The 15,474-nt window shown below is 66.0% G+C and carries 9 protein-coding genes; 4 read left to right on the top strand and 5 right to left on the bottom strand.

The window, feature by feature from the left end:
• Positions 1-58: 58 nt before the first annotated feature.
• The 4 genes from GQ464_RS14300 to GQ464_RS14285 form a co-directional block, all read right to left on the bottom strand.
• Entirely contained in the window at positions 59-2,476 is a 2,418-nt protein-coding gene (locus GQ464_RS14300) for a 3-hydroxyacyl-CoA dehydrogenase/enoyl-CoA hydratase family protein (RefSeq protein ID WP_166974156.1), read from the bottom strand.
• A gap of 15 nt (positions 2,477-2,491) precedes the next feature.
• On the bottom strand, positions 2,492-4,387 hold the full coding sequence (locus GQ464_RS14295) for an AMP-dependent synthetase/ligase (protein WP_166974159.1): 1,896 nt from the start codon (positions 4,385-4,387) through the stop codon (positions 2,492-2,494).
• 139 nt (positions 4,388-4,526) lie between these two features.
• Positions 4,527-5,159 carry a TetR/AcrR family transcriptional regulator gene (locus tag GQ464_RS14290; protein WP_166974162.1) on the bottom strand — a complete coding sequence of 211 codons (633 nt, stop codon included), beginning with the start codon at positions 5,157-5,159 and terminating at the stop codon, positions 4,527-4,529.
• A gap of 172 nt (positions 5,160-5,331) precedes the next feature.
• On the bottom strand, positions 5,332-6,234 hold the full coding sequence (locus tag GQ464_RS14285) for a DUF4097 family beta strand repeat-containing protein (RefSeq protein ID WP_166974165.1): 903 nt from the start codon (positions 6,232-6,234) through the stop codon (positions 5,332-5,334).
• A gap of 356 nt (positions 6,235-6,590) precedes the next feature.
• On the opposite strand from GQ464_RS14285, the gene GQ464_RS14280 reads away from it, so the two are divergent.
• From GQ464_RS14280 to GQ464_RS14270, 3 genes are read left to right on the top strand one after another with little or no spacing between them, the layout of a single operon-like run.
• Positions 6,591-7,304 carry a TetR/AcrR family transcriptional regulator gene (locus GQ464_RS14280; protein WP_166974168.1) on the top strand — a complete coding sequence of 238 codons (714 nt, stop codon included), beginning with the start codon at positions 6,591-6,593 and terminating at the stop codon, positions 7,302-7,304.
• A gap of 2 nt (positions 7,305-7,306) precedes the next feature.
• On the top strand, positions 7,307-8,935 hold the full coding sequence (locus GQ464_RS14275; protein ID WP_166974171.1) for a TolC family protein: 1,629 nt from the start codon (positions 7,307-7,309) through the stop codon (positions 8,933-8,935).
• 44 nt (positions 8,936-8,979) lie between these two features.
• A complete protein-coding gene (locus GQ464_RS14270; RefSeq protein ID WP_228350316.1) occupies positions 8,980-10,119 on the top strand; it encodes an efflux RND transporter periplasmic adaptor subunit in 1,140 nt (379 codons plus the stop codon).
• Between the two features lie 146 nt (positions 10,120-10,265).
• On the opposite strand, the gene GQ464_RS14265 is transcribed toward GQ464_RS14270, so the two are convergent.
• Entirely contained in the window at positions 10,266-11,420 is a 1,155-nt protein-coding gene (locus tag GQ464_RS14265) for an RNA-guided endonuclease InsQ/TnpB family protein (RefSeq protein ID WP_166974177.1), read from the bottom strand.
• Positions 11,421-11,556: 136 nt separating this feature from the next.
• Here GQ464_RS14265 and GQ464_RS14260 point away from each other — a divergent pair, with 136 nt between their 5' ends.
• Positions 11,557-15,453: an efflux RND transporter permease subunit gene (locus GQ464_RS14260; protein ID WP_166974180.1), complete on the top strand. Its 3,897-nt coding sequence runs from the start codon at positions 11,557-11,559 to the stop codon at positions 15,451-15,453.
• The last annotated feature ends 21 nt before the right edge of the window (positions 15,454-15,474 follow it).

The following is a 15,474-nucleotide window of genomic DNA, read 5'->3' as shown; positions in this document are numbered from 1 at the left end:
CTCTTCTCTCCTGTTCAGATCAAAACGAAAGGGTCCCTGGCACATCCTTCGGACGGCCTCAGTTGCGGAGCGGCTTGTTATGCTGGAGCAGGTGCATGATGCGCTCCTGCGTCTTCGGCTCACCGAGCAGGCTCATGAACGCCTCCCGTTCGAGGTCGAGCAGGTAATCCTCGTGCACCTCCGCCGGACCGGTCAGGTCGCCGCCGGTGAGGACGTAGATGAGTTTCTTCGCCAGATGGAAGTCGTACGCGCTGATGAAGCGCCCCTGCAGGAACTGATAGGCCCCGACTTCGAGCGCGGCGGCGGCCGGACGGCCGAGCACGGTGATGTGCGTCAGCGGCGGGGGCGGCAGGTACCCCTGCTCGGAGAGACGGATGACCTCCTGCCGGGCGACGAAGAAGCGCCGCTCGGCGTTCATCACCACCGGCGCGTGCGAGGCCACATAGCCCATCTCCTGTCCCTGTCGCGCGCTCGTGGCCACCTTCGCCATGGCCACCTGCTCGAAGTATTTCTGCAGGTAGGCCTGGATCTCGTTCGGGAAGCCGTTCGGCGCCAGGGCGGCGGCCTGCGCGGCCAGGCGCATCGTGCCCGTGCCGGCCGGGATGAGGCCCGCGCCGAGCTCCACCAGCCCGATGTACGTCTCGGCGGCCACGACCGGATTCGGGCAGGCCATCACCAGCTCGCACGCCCCGCCGAGCGTCATCTGGTGCGGCGCCACCACCACCGGCTTGGCGGCGTAGCGTACGCGCTGCACCGCCTGCTGGAACCCGCGCACGGCCTGCTCTACCGTGTCCATCTGCCCGGACATGACGGCCATGGCCACCTCACCCAGGTTGGCGCCGACCGAAAAGTTCTTGCCCTCGTTCGCGATGACCATCCCCCGCAGGTCCGGATCGTTCTCCACCCTCTCGATGGCCTCCATGAGCCCTTCCATCACGAACTGCCCCAGGGCGTTGGCCTTCGAGCGGAACTCGTAGAGCGCCACCCCCTCGCCCAGGTCGAGCAGGGCCGCGTCGGGGTTCTTCCAGAGCACGCGCCGCTCGTCCGTCTTGATGGCGGCCAGGCTGATCTCATCGGCAGGCGGCGGGTCATCCACGTAGGCCTCCTCGGCCGGGACGTAGACCTGCGGCATGCCGTTCGCACGGCGATAGAACGTCGTTGCGCCGTGCGCGGGCATGGCCTCGACCCAGGCGGCCACGGGCAGACCCGCCTCGCGCAGCGCCTCCACGACCGCCTCGAAGCCGAGCACGTCCCACATCTCGAACGGCCCCATCTGCCACCCGAAACCCCACTTCAGGGCGCGGTCCACGTCCGCCGGGCTCTCGGTCACCTCGGGGATGCGGCGGGCGCTGTAGGAGAGCAGCCGGAGCGTCGTGTCGCGGAAGAAGGCACCGGCACGGCCCTCGTCCTGCCAGAGCGCCCGCAGCCGGTCGGCGAGCCCGCCGGCCTGTTTGATGGCGTCGAGGCCCTCCAGGTTGATCGGGCGCGGCTCCTCGTACTGCCCCGTCGCCGGGTTGATCGACTTGATGACCTTCCCCTCTTTCCGGTAGAAGCCGGCCCCGGTCTTGGCACCGAGCGCCCCCTGTTCGACGAGCTTCACGAGGACCTCCGGCACGCGGAAGACCTCCCGGTCCTCGTCGTGCGGCACCGCCGCGTAGAGGTTCTCGATGACGTCTTTCATCACGTCCAGCCCCACCACGTCGGCCGTGCGGAAGGTCGCCGACTTCGGGTGGCCGACGAGTTCGCCGGTGAGCGTGTCGATCTCCTCGATCGTGTAGTCGCCTTCGGTGAAGTGGCGGAGCGCCACCATCAGGGCATAGATGCCGATCCGGTTGCCGATGAAGTAGGGCGAGTCCTTGGCGATGACGATGCCCTTGCCCAGGTGCACGCGCCCGAAGTGTGCCACCCGCTCGACGAGCGCCGGGTCCGTGTCCGGCGTGGGGATGACCTCCAGCAGCTTCAGGTAGCGCGGCGGGTTGAAGAAGTGCGTGCCCATGAACCGGCGCCGGAACGCCTCCGAGCGCCCCTCGGCGATCTGCGCAATGGGCAGGCCGCTCGTGTTCGTCGAGATGACGGCATCGGGCCGCGCCACCTCCTCGACGCGGGCCATCACCTGCCGTTTGATGTCCATCCGCTCGACGACGGCTTCGATGACCCAGTCGGCCTCGCCCACCCGGTCGAAGTGCTCGTCGAAGTTGCCGAGCCGGATGCGCTTCTTCGCCGCGTCGGTGAAGAAGGGGTCGGGTTTGAGCTTCGTCGCCCGCTGGAAGGCCGCCTCCACGACGGCGTTCCGGGGCTGCGCCTCGTCACGCGGGGCGATGTCGAGCAGGTTGACCGTCAGGCCGGCATTGGCGCAGTGGGCGGCGATCTGCGCGCCCATCGTGCCGGCGCCCAGGACGGTCACGGTGCGGAAGGGCCGGTGTGCCGTGGCGGCACCGTGCGGCCGGGTCTTCGGATCCAGGGTGGTCGTTTCCATGATGCGTATCGGGACTCAGGTTGAATGCGATGCTTCGGATGGATGGGGCGACGCCGCGTCGGCATAGAGGGCGTCGATCTCGGAGGCGAAGCGCTCGTAGACCTTCCGCCGTTTCACCTTCAGGGTAGGGGTAAGCAGGCCGTCCTCGACGGTCAGGTGTGCCGGTACGATCCGGAAGCGCTTGATCGTCGACCACGGGTCCATGCCCTCGTTGGCCCGGTCCACGAGCTGCTGGTAACGGGCCACGATCTGCGGGTGCTCGACGAGCGTTTCGAGGGGCTGATCGGCCGGCAACCCCAGCGACTTCGCCTCCCGCCGGAGCGCCTGTTCCTCGGGAAAGATGAGGGCGGCGGCGAACTTGCGCTCGGGTCCCACCACCACCGCCTGCTCGACGAGCGGCTCGGCCACGAGGCGGTTTTCGAGCGGCTGGGGCACGACGTACTTGCCGGTGGAGAGCTTGAAGAGGTCCTTCTTCCGGTCGGTGATACGAAGGAACCCGTCCTCGGTGAAGTCTCCCACGTCGCCCGTGTGGAACCAGCCGTCGGGTTCGAGCACGGCGGCGGTGGTCTCCGCATCGCGGTAATAGCCGAGCATGACGTTAGGCCCGCGCACGAGGATCTCGCCGTCCTCGGCGATCATGACCTCGACGCCGGGGATGGGCTGCCCGACGGTACCGGCGCGGTTACGCTTCGGGCGGTTGAAAGAGACGACGGGGCTGGTCTCGGTGAGGCCGTAGCCCTGCAGGACGGCGATGCCGGCGGCGGCGTACAGGTTGGCCAGGTCCGCGTTGAGGGCCGCACCGCCACAGATAACGTACTTGACACGCCCGCCGAGGGCTTCGCGCCACTTGTCGAAGACGAGCCCGTCGGCCAGCCGCCGCTTGATCCGGTACACCGGCGACGGTTTCTCCCCCAGTTCGTACGCCCGGGCAACCTCCAGCGACCACCGGAAGATGCGCTGTTTCATCGCGGGCAGGTCGTGCGCTCGCTCCAGGATACGCCCGTAGACCTTTTCTAGCAGGCGGGGCACCGTGGCGAAGATCGTCGGGCGTACCCGCGGCAGGGCCGTGCCCAGTGCCTCGGGCGTGGTGAAGTAGATGCACGACCCGTAGGCGACGCTGCCGTAGTACAGCGTCCGGGCGAAGATGTGCGTCAGCGGCAGGAAGGAGAGCACCGTCTCCCCTTTCGGGCCGGGCCGGTAGTCGCCCAGGCACCGGAAGGAGGTCAGCGCGTTCGACGAGATGTTTTCGTGGGAGAGCATCACCCCCTTGGGCCGGCCCGTGGTGCCGCTCGTGTAGATGATCGTCGCCAGGTCGTGCGGATCGATCTGTTCGAGCAGGCGGCCGACGGCCCCGGGGTCCTGCCCGCGCCGGGTGCGACCGGCCTGCCGGATGGCCGAGAGGGTCAGCAGACCGACACGCTCGGGCAGCGAGGGCCAGGTGCCCCCCTGCTCCGCCTCGACGACGATCACCGTCTCCACCTGCGGCGTCTCGGCCAGCACCGGCGCGATCTCGGCCAGCCGCTCGACGTTCGAGACCAACACGGCTTTTGCCTCGGCATGTTCGATCACATAATGGATCGCTTCGAGGGGTTGCGAGAGGTAAACCGGCACGTCGACCAGCCCGGCGATGAGACAGGCCATATCCGCCAGGCAAAAATAGGCGTCGCTTTCCAGATAGAAGGCCACCCGGTCGCCCCGTTGCAACCCGAAGGCCAGCAGCCCGAGGGCCAGTTCCTCGGCGCCGTCGCGGAAAGCATCCAGGCTGATGGGCCGCCAGTCGTCCCCCCGGGGCTGGTTGAAAGCACGGTCATTGGGATAGCGGGCGAGGGCCTCGTAGAGCAGGGAGGGCAACGTGCGTCCCAGCACGGGGTCGCCCTCTTCCGGAGGGGCCGTGTAGATGCGAGCGGGCATGGCGGGCTGGCGACTTCGGTTTCGAGGGAACGGGCTTCCGGCACGGCGCCCTTCCAGCGCCCGTCACGCGAAGGACGGCGCGAGCCGGGTCAGGTGCCGGCCTGCCGGCCGGCGATCTATGCACCCGCGAAGGCGGGCTTTAACCGGAAGCCGGTAGGTCTACGTCGAGCGGGGTGACTGCATAGCCGCGCAGCACCTGCCGGATGGTGGCATCGACCAGTTGCCGGGGCTCCACCCGCACGTCCACACGGCGAGAGAGCAACAGCGAGACGACCCCGTGCAACGACGCCCAGATGGCACTGGCCGCCCGGAGCGGATCCTCCGGCACAAACACCCCGCGCTCCGCCCCCTCGGCCAGCGTCTCGACGAGGAGCTCCAGGTTGCGACGAGCCCGGCGATACTTCTCGGCAGGAAAGCGGGCCATCTGCTCCGGGTGCAGCAGGTACATGATCTCGTAATATTCCGGGTGCTCCAGCCCGAAATCGACGTAACAGCGGCAAAGCGCTTCCAGCCGGGCATACGGATCGTCGGGGTGGGCGGCCCACACGCGCCGAAAGGCCCCGTACAGGCGTTCCATGCCCTCCTCGATCAGGGCGTGCACCAGCGCATCCTTGCTCTCGAAATGGAGATAGATGCTCGTGGCGCTGTATCCGATGGCCCGCGCGATCTTGCGCATCGACAGGCGCTTGTACCCGTCGGCGACGAGCAGGCACCGGGCCGTATCCAGGATCCGCCGCCGGAGATCGCCGCTATCCTGTGCAGAAGGCTCCATGACACACCGGGGTTAACAGTGTTAAGCAAGCAAAGTTTCAAGTTTTTGTCAAGCCCTCCCCGACGGACTTCAAACACCGTGCTGCCCGCACGGCGCCTCCGGCCTCCGGTATGCCCAAAGAAAAAAGGGTCTCACCGGAGCGAGACCCTTGCCGTAGACCCGGAAAAGGCGGTCACATCTTCTTGAGCGCCACGTTGCCAACCCCGGAGCGCAGCGTCAGCTCGGGTCCCCCGCCGTTGACACGCCCTCCGAAGGACTTCTTCATCCATTTCCCTTCGATCTCGAGGCCATATTCACATTCGGCCGACCCCAGTCCCGCCACGGCATCGACATAGACCCCTACGTCCCGGTCGAGGTACACCGTCACGTTGCCGGCGCCGGATTCAAGCCGGGAGGCATCCTCCGGCTGGCTGGTGATCTGGGCCGTGATGTTGCCGGCCCCCGTGTGCGCAAGGATCTGTCCCTCGATACGCCGCAGGGTGATGTTGCCGGCCCCGGAGCTGACCTCGACCCGGCCTACCGCCCCATCTACCTCGATGTTGCCGGCTCCGGAACTGACCTCGACCGGCCCGCGCACGGTGCCGATGCGCACGTTGCCGGCGCCGGTGCGCCCCGCTACCCGACCCACCACGTCCGCGATGACAAGGTTACCCGCCCCGTTGCTGAAGTCGACGTTAAAACGCTCCGGCACCTTGACCCGCACCTCCATTTTGAACCGCGTGCTACGCCCCCAGAGCTTGCGCGTCCACCGCTGGTCCTCGAAACGCGAGCGGAAATGCACATTGTTGCCGTCCTGCAAAAAATCAAGCTCGTGCCGGTCCAGGATGCGCTTGGCTTCTTCCTCGCTGTCCGCTTCCACGATGCGCTCGACCTCGATGTGGACGAGATCGTCGCGGCCCACCTCGACCGTGACGTTGCCGTGATCGAGATCGATGAACAGGGTGCCGCCGGGCCGCACCTTGAAGGTACGCTTGACCGTATCCCAGGCTTCCGCCGGACCACCATGGGCCGGCGCACCGGTCACTCCGATCAGCAAAAGCACCAGAAGGCAGCGAAACGAAAACACGTACTTCATGACATCGCAGAAAAATGGCAGGGTCCGATCCGGCTTTACGCAATGTTCATCGCCGGGTTACAACGAGACGGAGAAACCCTGTCACACCGGCCTCGACACGCCCGTCCTTCTTTCCGATTTCTTAACACGCGGTGTGCATCCATTTCGATGAAATGACGTAGCAGTCGAAAAGTGACTGACCGGTCATAATTTTATAAATCATTGTTTACAAACCGTTTGCACATTAAGAATTCTTTCTTTGAATACGACATGGAGACCGGCCTCCGCCGGTCGAAGGTCATGACCGAGGGTTGTCACGGGTACGGGTGTATCCTGGCAGACGACGCTCACCTTCCCGCACGTTGAACCCTGATCCGATGTACGAACCGGACGTATCCGAAACCGCCCTGCCGCGTCGCGAGCGAGAACGGCTCATGCGACGGCGCGCCATGCTCGAGGCGGCCCGGGCCGTCTTCGCCGAAAAAGGCTATCTGCAGGCAACCGTCGATGAAATCGCCCAGCGGGCCGAGTTCGGCAAAGGCACGCTCTACAACTATTTCACCGGGGGGAAGGAGGATCTCCTCTTCGCCATCTTCGACGAGATCTACGACGACCTTTACCACCTGATCGTGCGCTCGTTCTCGCCGGAACGCACCAGGCAGTATCCGACCCGCGAGCTGTTCGAGCAGTTCATCGCGTCCTGCTTCCAGTTCTTCCTCGACCGGCAGGATCTGTTCAAGATTCTGATGAAGGAAGCCCACCGCATGATCTTTGGCGACGACCCGGAGAAGACGGCCTACTTCCTGCGGCAGAAGGAGCGCATCAACGCAGCGCTGGTACCGCCCCTGGAGACGGCCATGCGCCGCGGCGAACTCAAGCCGCTGCCGGCGCAGGCCGTCGCGCACATGATCATGGGCAACATCAACGGTTGCCAGATGCACATGATGCTCGAGTGCCGGGAGGATCCGTCCTGCTGTCCCGTCGAGGAGACGGCACAGTCGATGGCGCGCTTTCTGACGACGATGCTTTTCGACGGGCTGCTGGCCGATCCGGCCGGTGTCCGGCCCTCCCCAGAACGACCGACAAGCTGAACATGAACCGGATAGATCTCGCTTTCAAAGGTTGTTTGCGGCACGGCGGTCTTGCGGTGTTGCTGCTGGCCGTGCTCCTTGCCCTGCCTGCGCGGGCCCAGGTTACCCCCTCCGCCGCCCCGATCAGCCTGACCCTGGACGAAGCGATTCAGGTTGCCCTGGCGAACAACTATGCTCTCCAGCGAACCCGGCTGGATCTCAAGAACGCCGGTGCACAGGTCAAAGAGGGATGGGGGCAGCTCTTGCCCCAGATTGCCCTGAATTCCAGCTATACGCGAAACCTCGAATCGGCCAACCCCTTTGCGGGCAGCCAGGCCGGCAGCCTGTTCAACTCGTTTGCCTTCATCGACTGGCTGGCCTTTAACGAGCAGGCCCGCACGGACGACGACCCGGCCACCAACCCGATCTCGCTGGCCGAGTTCTTTTCCCGCCGGCAGGCCGGGCTGGACGAGGCGGGCGCCACCCTGACCGGCGGCGGCAACCCCTTCTCGGTGCCGAACCAGTTCAGCAACACCATCAGCATCACCCAGAAGATCTTCGACGGACGGGCCATCTGGGGCGCCGCGGGCGCCGACAAATACCTCGAACCCTTCACGGAACGCCGGCTGGAACGGGAGGAGCAGCTGCTCATCGCCCGGGTGAAACAGGCTTTTTACCAGGCGTTGCTGGCCCAGGCCCGCGTCGAGGTGGCGCGTCAGAGCGTGGCCCGCACGAGCCGGACCCTGGAGGAAGTGGGCAAGCGCGTCGCCCAGGGGGTTACGCCCAAGTTCGACCGCCTCAGCACCGAGGTGGAGCTGGCCAACCTGGAAACCCAGCTCGTGCAGGCCGAGAACGCGGCGGCACAGGCCACCGACGACCTCAAGCTGCTCCTCGGCCTCCCGATCGAGCAGCCGGTCTCGCTGCGCGGCCGCCTGGAAGCCGAAGATCCCGGCCAGTTCATCCAGATCTCGGCCGAACGCGCCCTCGCGCTGGCGCTCGAACGCCGGCCGGACGTGGAACAGGCATGGATCAACGTGGAGCTGCAAAAGGTGCAGGAGCAGGCGACGCGGGCCCAGTATTTCCCGACACTCGACGCCTTTGCCAGCATCGGTTACCTCGGTAACGTTCCGGACAACCGCCTGGTCGTGCTCTCGGACCCGGACGACCCGTTCCGCTTCACCACGCAGCGCAACGACTTCTTCAGCGATGCCTACTGGGACTGGAACGTCAACGTCGGCTTCCGGCTTTCGTGGACCCTCTTCGACGGCTTCCAGCGGCGCCAGCAGGTGCAGCAGCGCAAGATCGCCGTGAGCCAGGCCCGCCTGCAGTACGACGAGCTGGTCCAGCAGGTGAAGCTGGAGGTGGAACAGGCGCTTCGCAACCTGGAGGCCGCCCGGCAACGTATCGAGGCGCAGCGCCGGAACGTGGACCGGGCCGAGCTCAACTACGACTATGCCCTGGCCCGCCTGCAGGAAGGCGTTGCCAGCCCGCTGGAGGTACGCGAGGCTTCCGAGCAACTCGACCAGACCCGCCTCAACTACCTGCAGGCCATGCACGACCTGCTCGGGGCCCGGGCCGCCTTCGAAGCGGCCGTCGGTCTGCCGGACCGGGAGGGGCTCCCCGGCTTCAACCTCACCGAAACACGCAACTGAACGCGCCCGTGGCGCGCAATCCGGCAACGAACATGAAGATCACGATGCTCCATAGATCCACACCTCTGCTGCTTGCGGGCCTGCTGGCCCTGGGGCCGGTGCTCTCCGGCTGTGCCAGAAGTGAAGACGCCAGCGCCGCCGAAGAAGCCGCCGCCCCGCTGCCCGGCAAACGCACCGTCCGCGTCGAGACGCTCGTGCTGGCGCCGGCCTCGTTCACCGAGATCGTCGAGCTGACCGGCGCCGTCGAGACGGCCTTCGATGCCACGCTCTCGGCCGAGACGGCCGGCACGATCCTCTCGCTGGCCCCGCTGGGCCAGGCCGTGCGCCAGGGCACGGTGGTCGCCGAACTGGACGCCGAGCTGGCCCGGGCCGCCGTGGAACAGGCACGGGCGCAGGTGGAAGCGGCCCAGGCACAGTATGAGTTGGCCGAGGACACCTTCCGCCGCCAGGAGCCGCTCTACCGGGACTCGATCATCAGCGCCATCGAGTTCGAGAACGTGCGCACGCAACGCAACCAGGCCAAGGCCCAGCTGGCCCAGGCCCGGGCCGCCCTCAGCCAGGCAGAGGAGCAGCTCCGCCAGACCCGGATCAGGGCGCCGTTCGCGGGCACCGTCGAAGCCCACCTGGTCGAGGTGGGCGAGCAGGTCATGCCCGGCACGCCCGTCGTCCGCCTCGTGAACACGGACCGGGTGAAGGTCGTCGCCGGCGTGCCCGAGCGCTACGCGAACGACATCGAAGCCGGCACGCCCGTCGAGGTCGGCTTCAAGGCCTACGGCATGGCCCGTCGCCCGGCCCGGGTCACGTTCGCCGGACGGGTCATCAACCCGCAGAACCGCACCTTCCGCATCGAGATCGAACTCGACAACCGGGACGGTCGCCTCAAGCCCGAAATGATTGCCGAGGTCTACCTGACGCGGGCCACCTACGAAAACCGGCTTGTGGTTCCCCAGACGGCCGTGCTTCGTGACGAAAACGGCCAGACCATGTACGTCGTCGAGCAGGAGGAAGCGCAACGGGTGGCCCGGCGCCGCACGGTCACGCTCGGCCCCTCCTACGGCGGCCGGGTCGTCGTCGAGGAAGGCCTCGAGCCGGGCGACGAGGTCATCGTCGTCGGCCAGACGAAAGTGACCGAGGGCGACGCCGTCGAGGTCGTCCGCCGGGACTCGAGCCTGGCCGCCCGCTGACCCCGCCTCTTTTCCGACCATCTCCGGACCGTCCCGACTTGTCAACTACCACCCCCTGAAGAGGGTGGCTTGTAGCTGCTCCCCGTCTCAGCCCGATGCTGACTAAGCAACACCGCCAAGACATCAATGGACGCATTGAGCCGCGTCTAGACGCGTCTGGACGCGTGGCGCGTCCAATCGTCCAATCGGCCGAACGTCCTGAGCGCTACTTCGGGACGGTTGACAGCGCCCCCGAGGGAGATATTGATCGCGCCGATCATGTCGGCGTGCGCTTCCAACCCGCAAGAGCGACAGCGAAATTCGCTCTGGCTCTTGCGATTGGCCTTCTCGGTATGTCCGCAGACGGGGCACCGGCGAGAAGTGTAGCGGGGATCAACCATCTCGAAAGGCACGCCGGCAAGAGCGCACTTGTACTCGATCTTGGATCGCAGATCGTAGAACGCCCAACCGTGGTGCCTGCGGCGCTGCGACTTCCTGACGCGCATCCGATCACGGATCCCGCTCAGGTCTTCGAGCCGAACGCCTTTACCTTCGGCGGCGGCTTTGTCTACGATGCGCCTGCTGATCTCGTGGTTGACCGCCTGCTGGAAGCGCCGCTCCTTCCCCGAAAGCCGTCTCAAGACGCACCGTGCGCCTCTCGTGCCTTTTCGCTGGAGCGAACGCCTCGTGCGATGGTACCGGGTACGGGTTTCCTCCAGAGTATCGCTGCTGAATGCCGTACCGTCATCCAGCGTGGCGATGTTGACGATACCCAGATCAACACCGATCCACCGGGACGCGTCATGCGTCCCATGCTTTTCTTCAAAGCCGGGCGGGGGTGCTTCGACGTCCACGTGGATGCCGATGTAGTACTCGTTCTGCCGCGTTTTCCAGACGACGGCGCTCTTGGGCTTCCTTCCGCTGAGAAGCTGCTTCTGGTAGTCTCCGACGCGGATGGGAACGCGAATCCTCCCGCTTATAGTGGAAAGGCTGACCGTCCAGTCGGCTTCGCGGAAGGAGAAGATGCGGGCGTCGTAGTCGATGCTCGTCGGGCGAACCGTCGAACGCCTGCGCTTCCTGACTTTCAGGATGCCCGCCGCCCGGGCGATGGCACGCACGGCGAGGTTGGCGGTAAGCCCGTGATTGGCTCGCAGGTCTTTGTAGCAGGCGTGGTGGATACGCACGTTCGACGTGGTGCCCATCTCGCGCCCGACGCGGATGGCGTCATTGCACGCGGCGGCGAACGCCTCCATCGTGGCGTCGATCGCCCCGCGTTCCTCGTCGGAGAGAATCGGCTTGCATTTGATTGTCAGCGTCTGCATGGGGTTGCCAGCCTCAGCGGCGCGTACGCGCCGCCATGTGACGCTTGTTCCCGACCGGCACTTTCTCCGCCGCCTGGGGCCGTGTTACACGGCCGAAACGGCGGTCTCCGTGCCTCTTAACCTGAAACGTAATTTTATGAAAATCACCGACACCGCGATCAAATACCGCACCGCCGTCATGGTGCTGACGGTGATCCTGATCATCGGCGGGCTCTACAGCTACCTGACGATCCCCAAAGAAGCCCAGCCTTCGATCGAGGTCCCGAACATCGTCGTCACCACGCTCTACCCGGGTGCGAGCCCGAGCGACATCGAGTCGCTCATCACCCAGAAGATCGAACAGGAGCTTCAGAGCATCAATGGCATCCAGGAGATCCGCTCCACCTCCACCGAGGGCGTCTCGACCATCATCGTCGAGTTCGACCCGGACGTCTCGATGGACGATGCCTTTCAGAAGGTGCGGGACAAGGTGGACATCGCCAAGCCGGAACTGCCCACCGATGCGGAAGAGCCGATCGTCAGCGAGATCAACTTCGAGGAGTTTCCCATCCTGACGATCAACCTGGGCGCCACCTATTCGCTGGCCCGTCTCAAGGAGGTGGCCGAGGATCTGCAGGACGAGCTGGAGAGCATCCCCAGTGTGCTCGAGGTGGACCTCATCGGCGGGCTCGAGCGCGAGGTACAGGTCAACGTGGACCTCAAGGCCCTCCAGGGCTACAACCTGACCTTCAACGACCTCGTCGAGACGATCCGCAACGAGAACACCAACCTGCCCGGCGGCTCGGTGGACGTGGACCGCCTCAACTACCTGGTGCGCGTCGACGGCGAGTTCAGCGATCCTGCCGAGATCGAGAACCTGGTCCTCGACGCCCCGGGCGGCACGCCGGTCTACGTACGCGACGTGGCCGAGGTCGTCTTCGGATTCAAGGAACGTGAGAGTTACGCCCGCCTGCGCGAACTCCAGCGCGAGAACGAGGACGGGCACCTGATCCGGCTCCCTGACGAGAAGACGGGCGCCGTGCAGGTCATCAGCCTGAACGTCAAGAAGCGCTCGGGGGAGAACATCCTCGAGACGGTCGAGGCCGTGCAGCAGAAACTGGACACGTTCCCCTTCCCCAGCGGCACGCAGATCGTCATCACGGGGGATCAGAGCGAGTTCGTGCGCGACCTGATCAAGGACCTGGAGAACAACATCATCAGCGGGCTGATCTTCGTGATCTCCGTGCTGCTGTTCTTCCTGGGCGTGCGCAACGCCACGCTGGTGGGCATCGCCATCCCGCTCTCGATGTTCATCTCGTTCATCGTGCTGCAGGCGCTCGGCTACACGCTCAACTTCGTCATCCTGTTCAGCCTGATCATCGCGCTCGGCATGCTCGTCGACAACGCGATCGTGATCGTGGAGAACATCTACCGGTACCGGGAGGAAGGCCACACGCGGTTCGAGGCGGCCCGCCTGGCCACGGCCGAGGTGGGCGGAGCCGTCGTCGCCTCGACGGCCACCACGGTCGCCGTCTTCGTGCCGATGCTTTTCTGGCCCGGCATCATCGGCGAGTTCATGTCCTACATGCCGCTGACGCTCATCGTGACGCTCTCGTGCTCGCTCTTCGTCGCGATCGTCATCAACCCGGTTATCACCGGCATCTTCGTGAAGCTGGAGGACGAGGAGCGTGCCCCGTTGCCCCGCACGACGAAGTTCGTCGCCGCCGTGGTGATGGTGCTGCTGGCGATGGTGCTCGGCTTTGCCAACTGGCGGACGCTGCTGGTGCTCTCGGTCGCCATCCCGGTGCTCTACCTGCTGCACACGCGGGCCTTCAAGCCCATCGCAGACCGGTTCGTGCGCTCGGGCCTGCCGGCTCTGGTGGCCCGTTACCGTCGCTTCCTGGACTGGATGCTCCAGCGGGACTACACGCCGCGCCGGGCGTTGCTGCGTAACACGTTCGCCCTGGGCAGCCTCACGCTGGGCGTAGTGCTGCTGGCCCTGGGCGGGCTCGTCGCCTCGGCCGCCGGCTCGATGGCGGGGCTGATCCTCCTGGCGCCGGGCGGCTTGCTGCTCGTGCTCGGCCTCCTGGGTATCTTCGTCCACACGCTCGAGAGCCTCTTCCTCGGCGGCAAGAGCAGCGTCAAGGCCGGCCTGATCTTCGGCGCCGTGGTGCTCGTCATCCTGAGCCTGATGTACCTGAGCCCGCGCGAGGTCGCCCTCACGACCATCGCCGAGCTGCTCATCCTCCCGCTGGTGATCGTCGGCGTGGGGCTGCTCGGGATGCTCTTCAACCGGAAGGGCCGTCGCTACCTGATCCTGACGGACAACCGCGCGCGCCTGCTCAACGGCACCCTGGGCGGGCTTTTCGCCATCGTCATCATGTATGCCCTGGCTCCCACGGGGGTCGAGTTCTTCCCGACGACGGATCCGCGCCAGGTCATGATCACGGCCGAAGGCCCGCTCGGCATGAACCTCGAGGCCTCGAACCGGGTGGCCCTCACCCTGGAAGACCGCATCAACCGGCTCCTCGACGAGAACCCGGAGGTCAAGGCGAACATCAAGAACCTGCTCGTGAACGTGGGCGTGGGCGGCGACGCCATGTTCGGCGGTGGCGCGGCCAGCCCCGAGCGCTCCCGCATGACGCTCAACATCGTCGATTACAAGGACCGGGCGGAATCCAGCCAGAACACGCTCGCCAAGCTCCGGGCCCAGCTCCAGGGTATCCCCGGCGTCACGATCGAGTTCGACCAGGACGATGCCGGCCCGCCCACCGGCGCCCCCGTCAACATCGAGATCTCCGGGGACGACTTCGACCAGATCGTGCGCATCACGAAGGAGATCCGCCGGATGCTCGTGGAAGCGTCGGAGACGGGCCGCATCCCCGGCCTGGTCGACGTGACGGACAACCTGAACACGGGCCGGCCGGAGATGAAGGTGGTCATCGACCGGGAGCGGGCCGCCCGCTTCGGCCTGAACACCTCGCAGATCGCCTCGACGGTGCGGGCGGCCATCAACGGCATCGAGGCCAGCAAGTACCGCACAGGGGAGGACGAGTACGACATCACGGTGCGCCTCCGTGAGGCCGACCGGGCCAGCCTGGAGAGCCTGCGCAACCTGACGATCCTCCACGAAGGCCAGCAGATCCCGCTCGTGGCCGTAGCCGACCTGGAGATGACCGGCGGCCTCGGCTCGATCACCCGGCTCGACCTCGCGCGCGTGGCCACCGTCTCCGGCAACGCGGCCCCCGGCTACAACGGGCAGGCCATCCTGCAGCAAGTCCAGGCCTACCTGGCCGACTACGAGCAGAACCTGCCGCCCGGCTACGAACTCGCCTACACCGGCGAGAACGAGGAACAGCAGGAGAGCTTCGGCTTCCTGACCGTGGTGCTCATGATCGGCGGCGCGCTGATCTTCCTGATCATGGTGGCCCAGTTCAACCACGTCAGCTCTCCCTTCATCATCATGGTGGCCACGGGCCTGAGCCTCATCGGCGTCATGCTCGGGCTGATCCTGACGCGCACCCCCTTCGGCCTGATGACCTTCATCGGGGTGATCTCGCTGGCCGGCATCGTGGTCAACAACAGCATCGTGCTCGTGGACTACACGATGCAGCTGCGTGACCGGGGCCTCTCCAAGCACGACGCCATCATCGAGGCCGGCGCCACGCGCCTGCGCCCGGTGCTGCTGACGGCGCTGACCACGATCATCGGGCTGGTCCCCCTCACCTTCGGCATCAACGTCGACTTCGTGGGGCTGCTGACCGACCTCGACCCCGACTTCCAGCTCGGCTCGGAAAACACCCAGTTCTGGGGACCGATGGGCACGGCCATCATCAGCGGGCTGACCTTCGCCACGTTCCTGACCCTCGTGATCGTCCCCGTGATGTATTCGGTCTTCGACTCGCTGGAAATACGCCTGGGCACCCTCTTCGGGCATCGACCGGAGACGCCCGAAGCCGGGCAGCCGGTCGACGGCAAAGCGCCGCTGCCGGTATCCGAACTGTCGGGGAACGGCAGCGACCGGCCCGTTCCCCGGCCGGCCGAAACACCCTGACCCCCCTCCGGCGCCGGCACC

The organism is Rhodocaloribacter litoris (genome assembly GCF_011682235.2).
In the GTDB taxonomy this organism is placed as follows: Bacteria; Bacteroidota; Rhodothermia; order Rhodothermales; family ISCAR-4553; genus Rhodocaloribacter; species Rhodocaloribacter litoris.
This window is presented reverse-complemented; position numbering and strand designations above follow the sequence as displayed.

What these genes read in the sequence shown, in the direction of transcription:
- GQ464_RS14285 (WP_166974165.1), bottom strand. Translation starts at nt 6,234, where the DNA reads ATGAAGTACGTGTTTTCGTTTCGCTGCCTTCTGGTGCTTTTGCTGATC.
- GQ464_RS14260 (WP_166974180.1), top strand. Translation starts at nt 11,557, where the DNA reads ATGAAAATCACCGACACCGCGATCAAATACCGCACCGCCGTCATGGTG.
- GQ464_RS14270 (WP_228350316.1), top strand. Translation starts at nt 8,980, where the DNA reads ATGCTCCATAGATCCACACCTCTGCTGCTTGCGGGCCTGCTGGCCCTG.
- GQ464_RS14275 (WP_166974171.1), top strand. Translation starts at nt 7,307, where the DNA reads ATGAACCGGATAGATCTCGCTTTCAAAGGTTGTTTGCGGCACGGCGGT.
- GQ464_RS14280 (WP_166974168.1), top strand. Translation starts at nt 6,591, where the DNA reads ATGTACGAACCGGACGTATCCGAAACCGCCCTGCCGCGTCGCGAGCGA.
- GQ464_RS14295 (WP_166974159.1), bottom strand. Translation starts at nt 4,387, where the DNA reads ATGCCCGCTCGCATCTACACGGCCCCTCCGGAAGAGGGCGACCCCGTG.
- GQ464_RS14290 (WP_166974162.1), bottom strand. Translation starts at nt 5,159, where the DNA reads ATGGAGCCTTCTGCACAGGATAGCGGCGATCTCCGGCGGCGGATCCTG.
- GQ464_RS14300 (WP_166974156.1), bottom strand. Translation starts at nt 2,476, where the DNA reads ATGGAAACGACCACCCTGGATCCGAAGACCCGGCCGCACGGTGCCGCC.
- GQ464_RS14265 (WP_166974177.1), bottom strand. Translation starts at nt 11,420, where the DNA reads ATGCAGACGCTGACAATCAAATGCAAGCCGATTCTCTCCGACGAGGAA.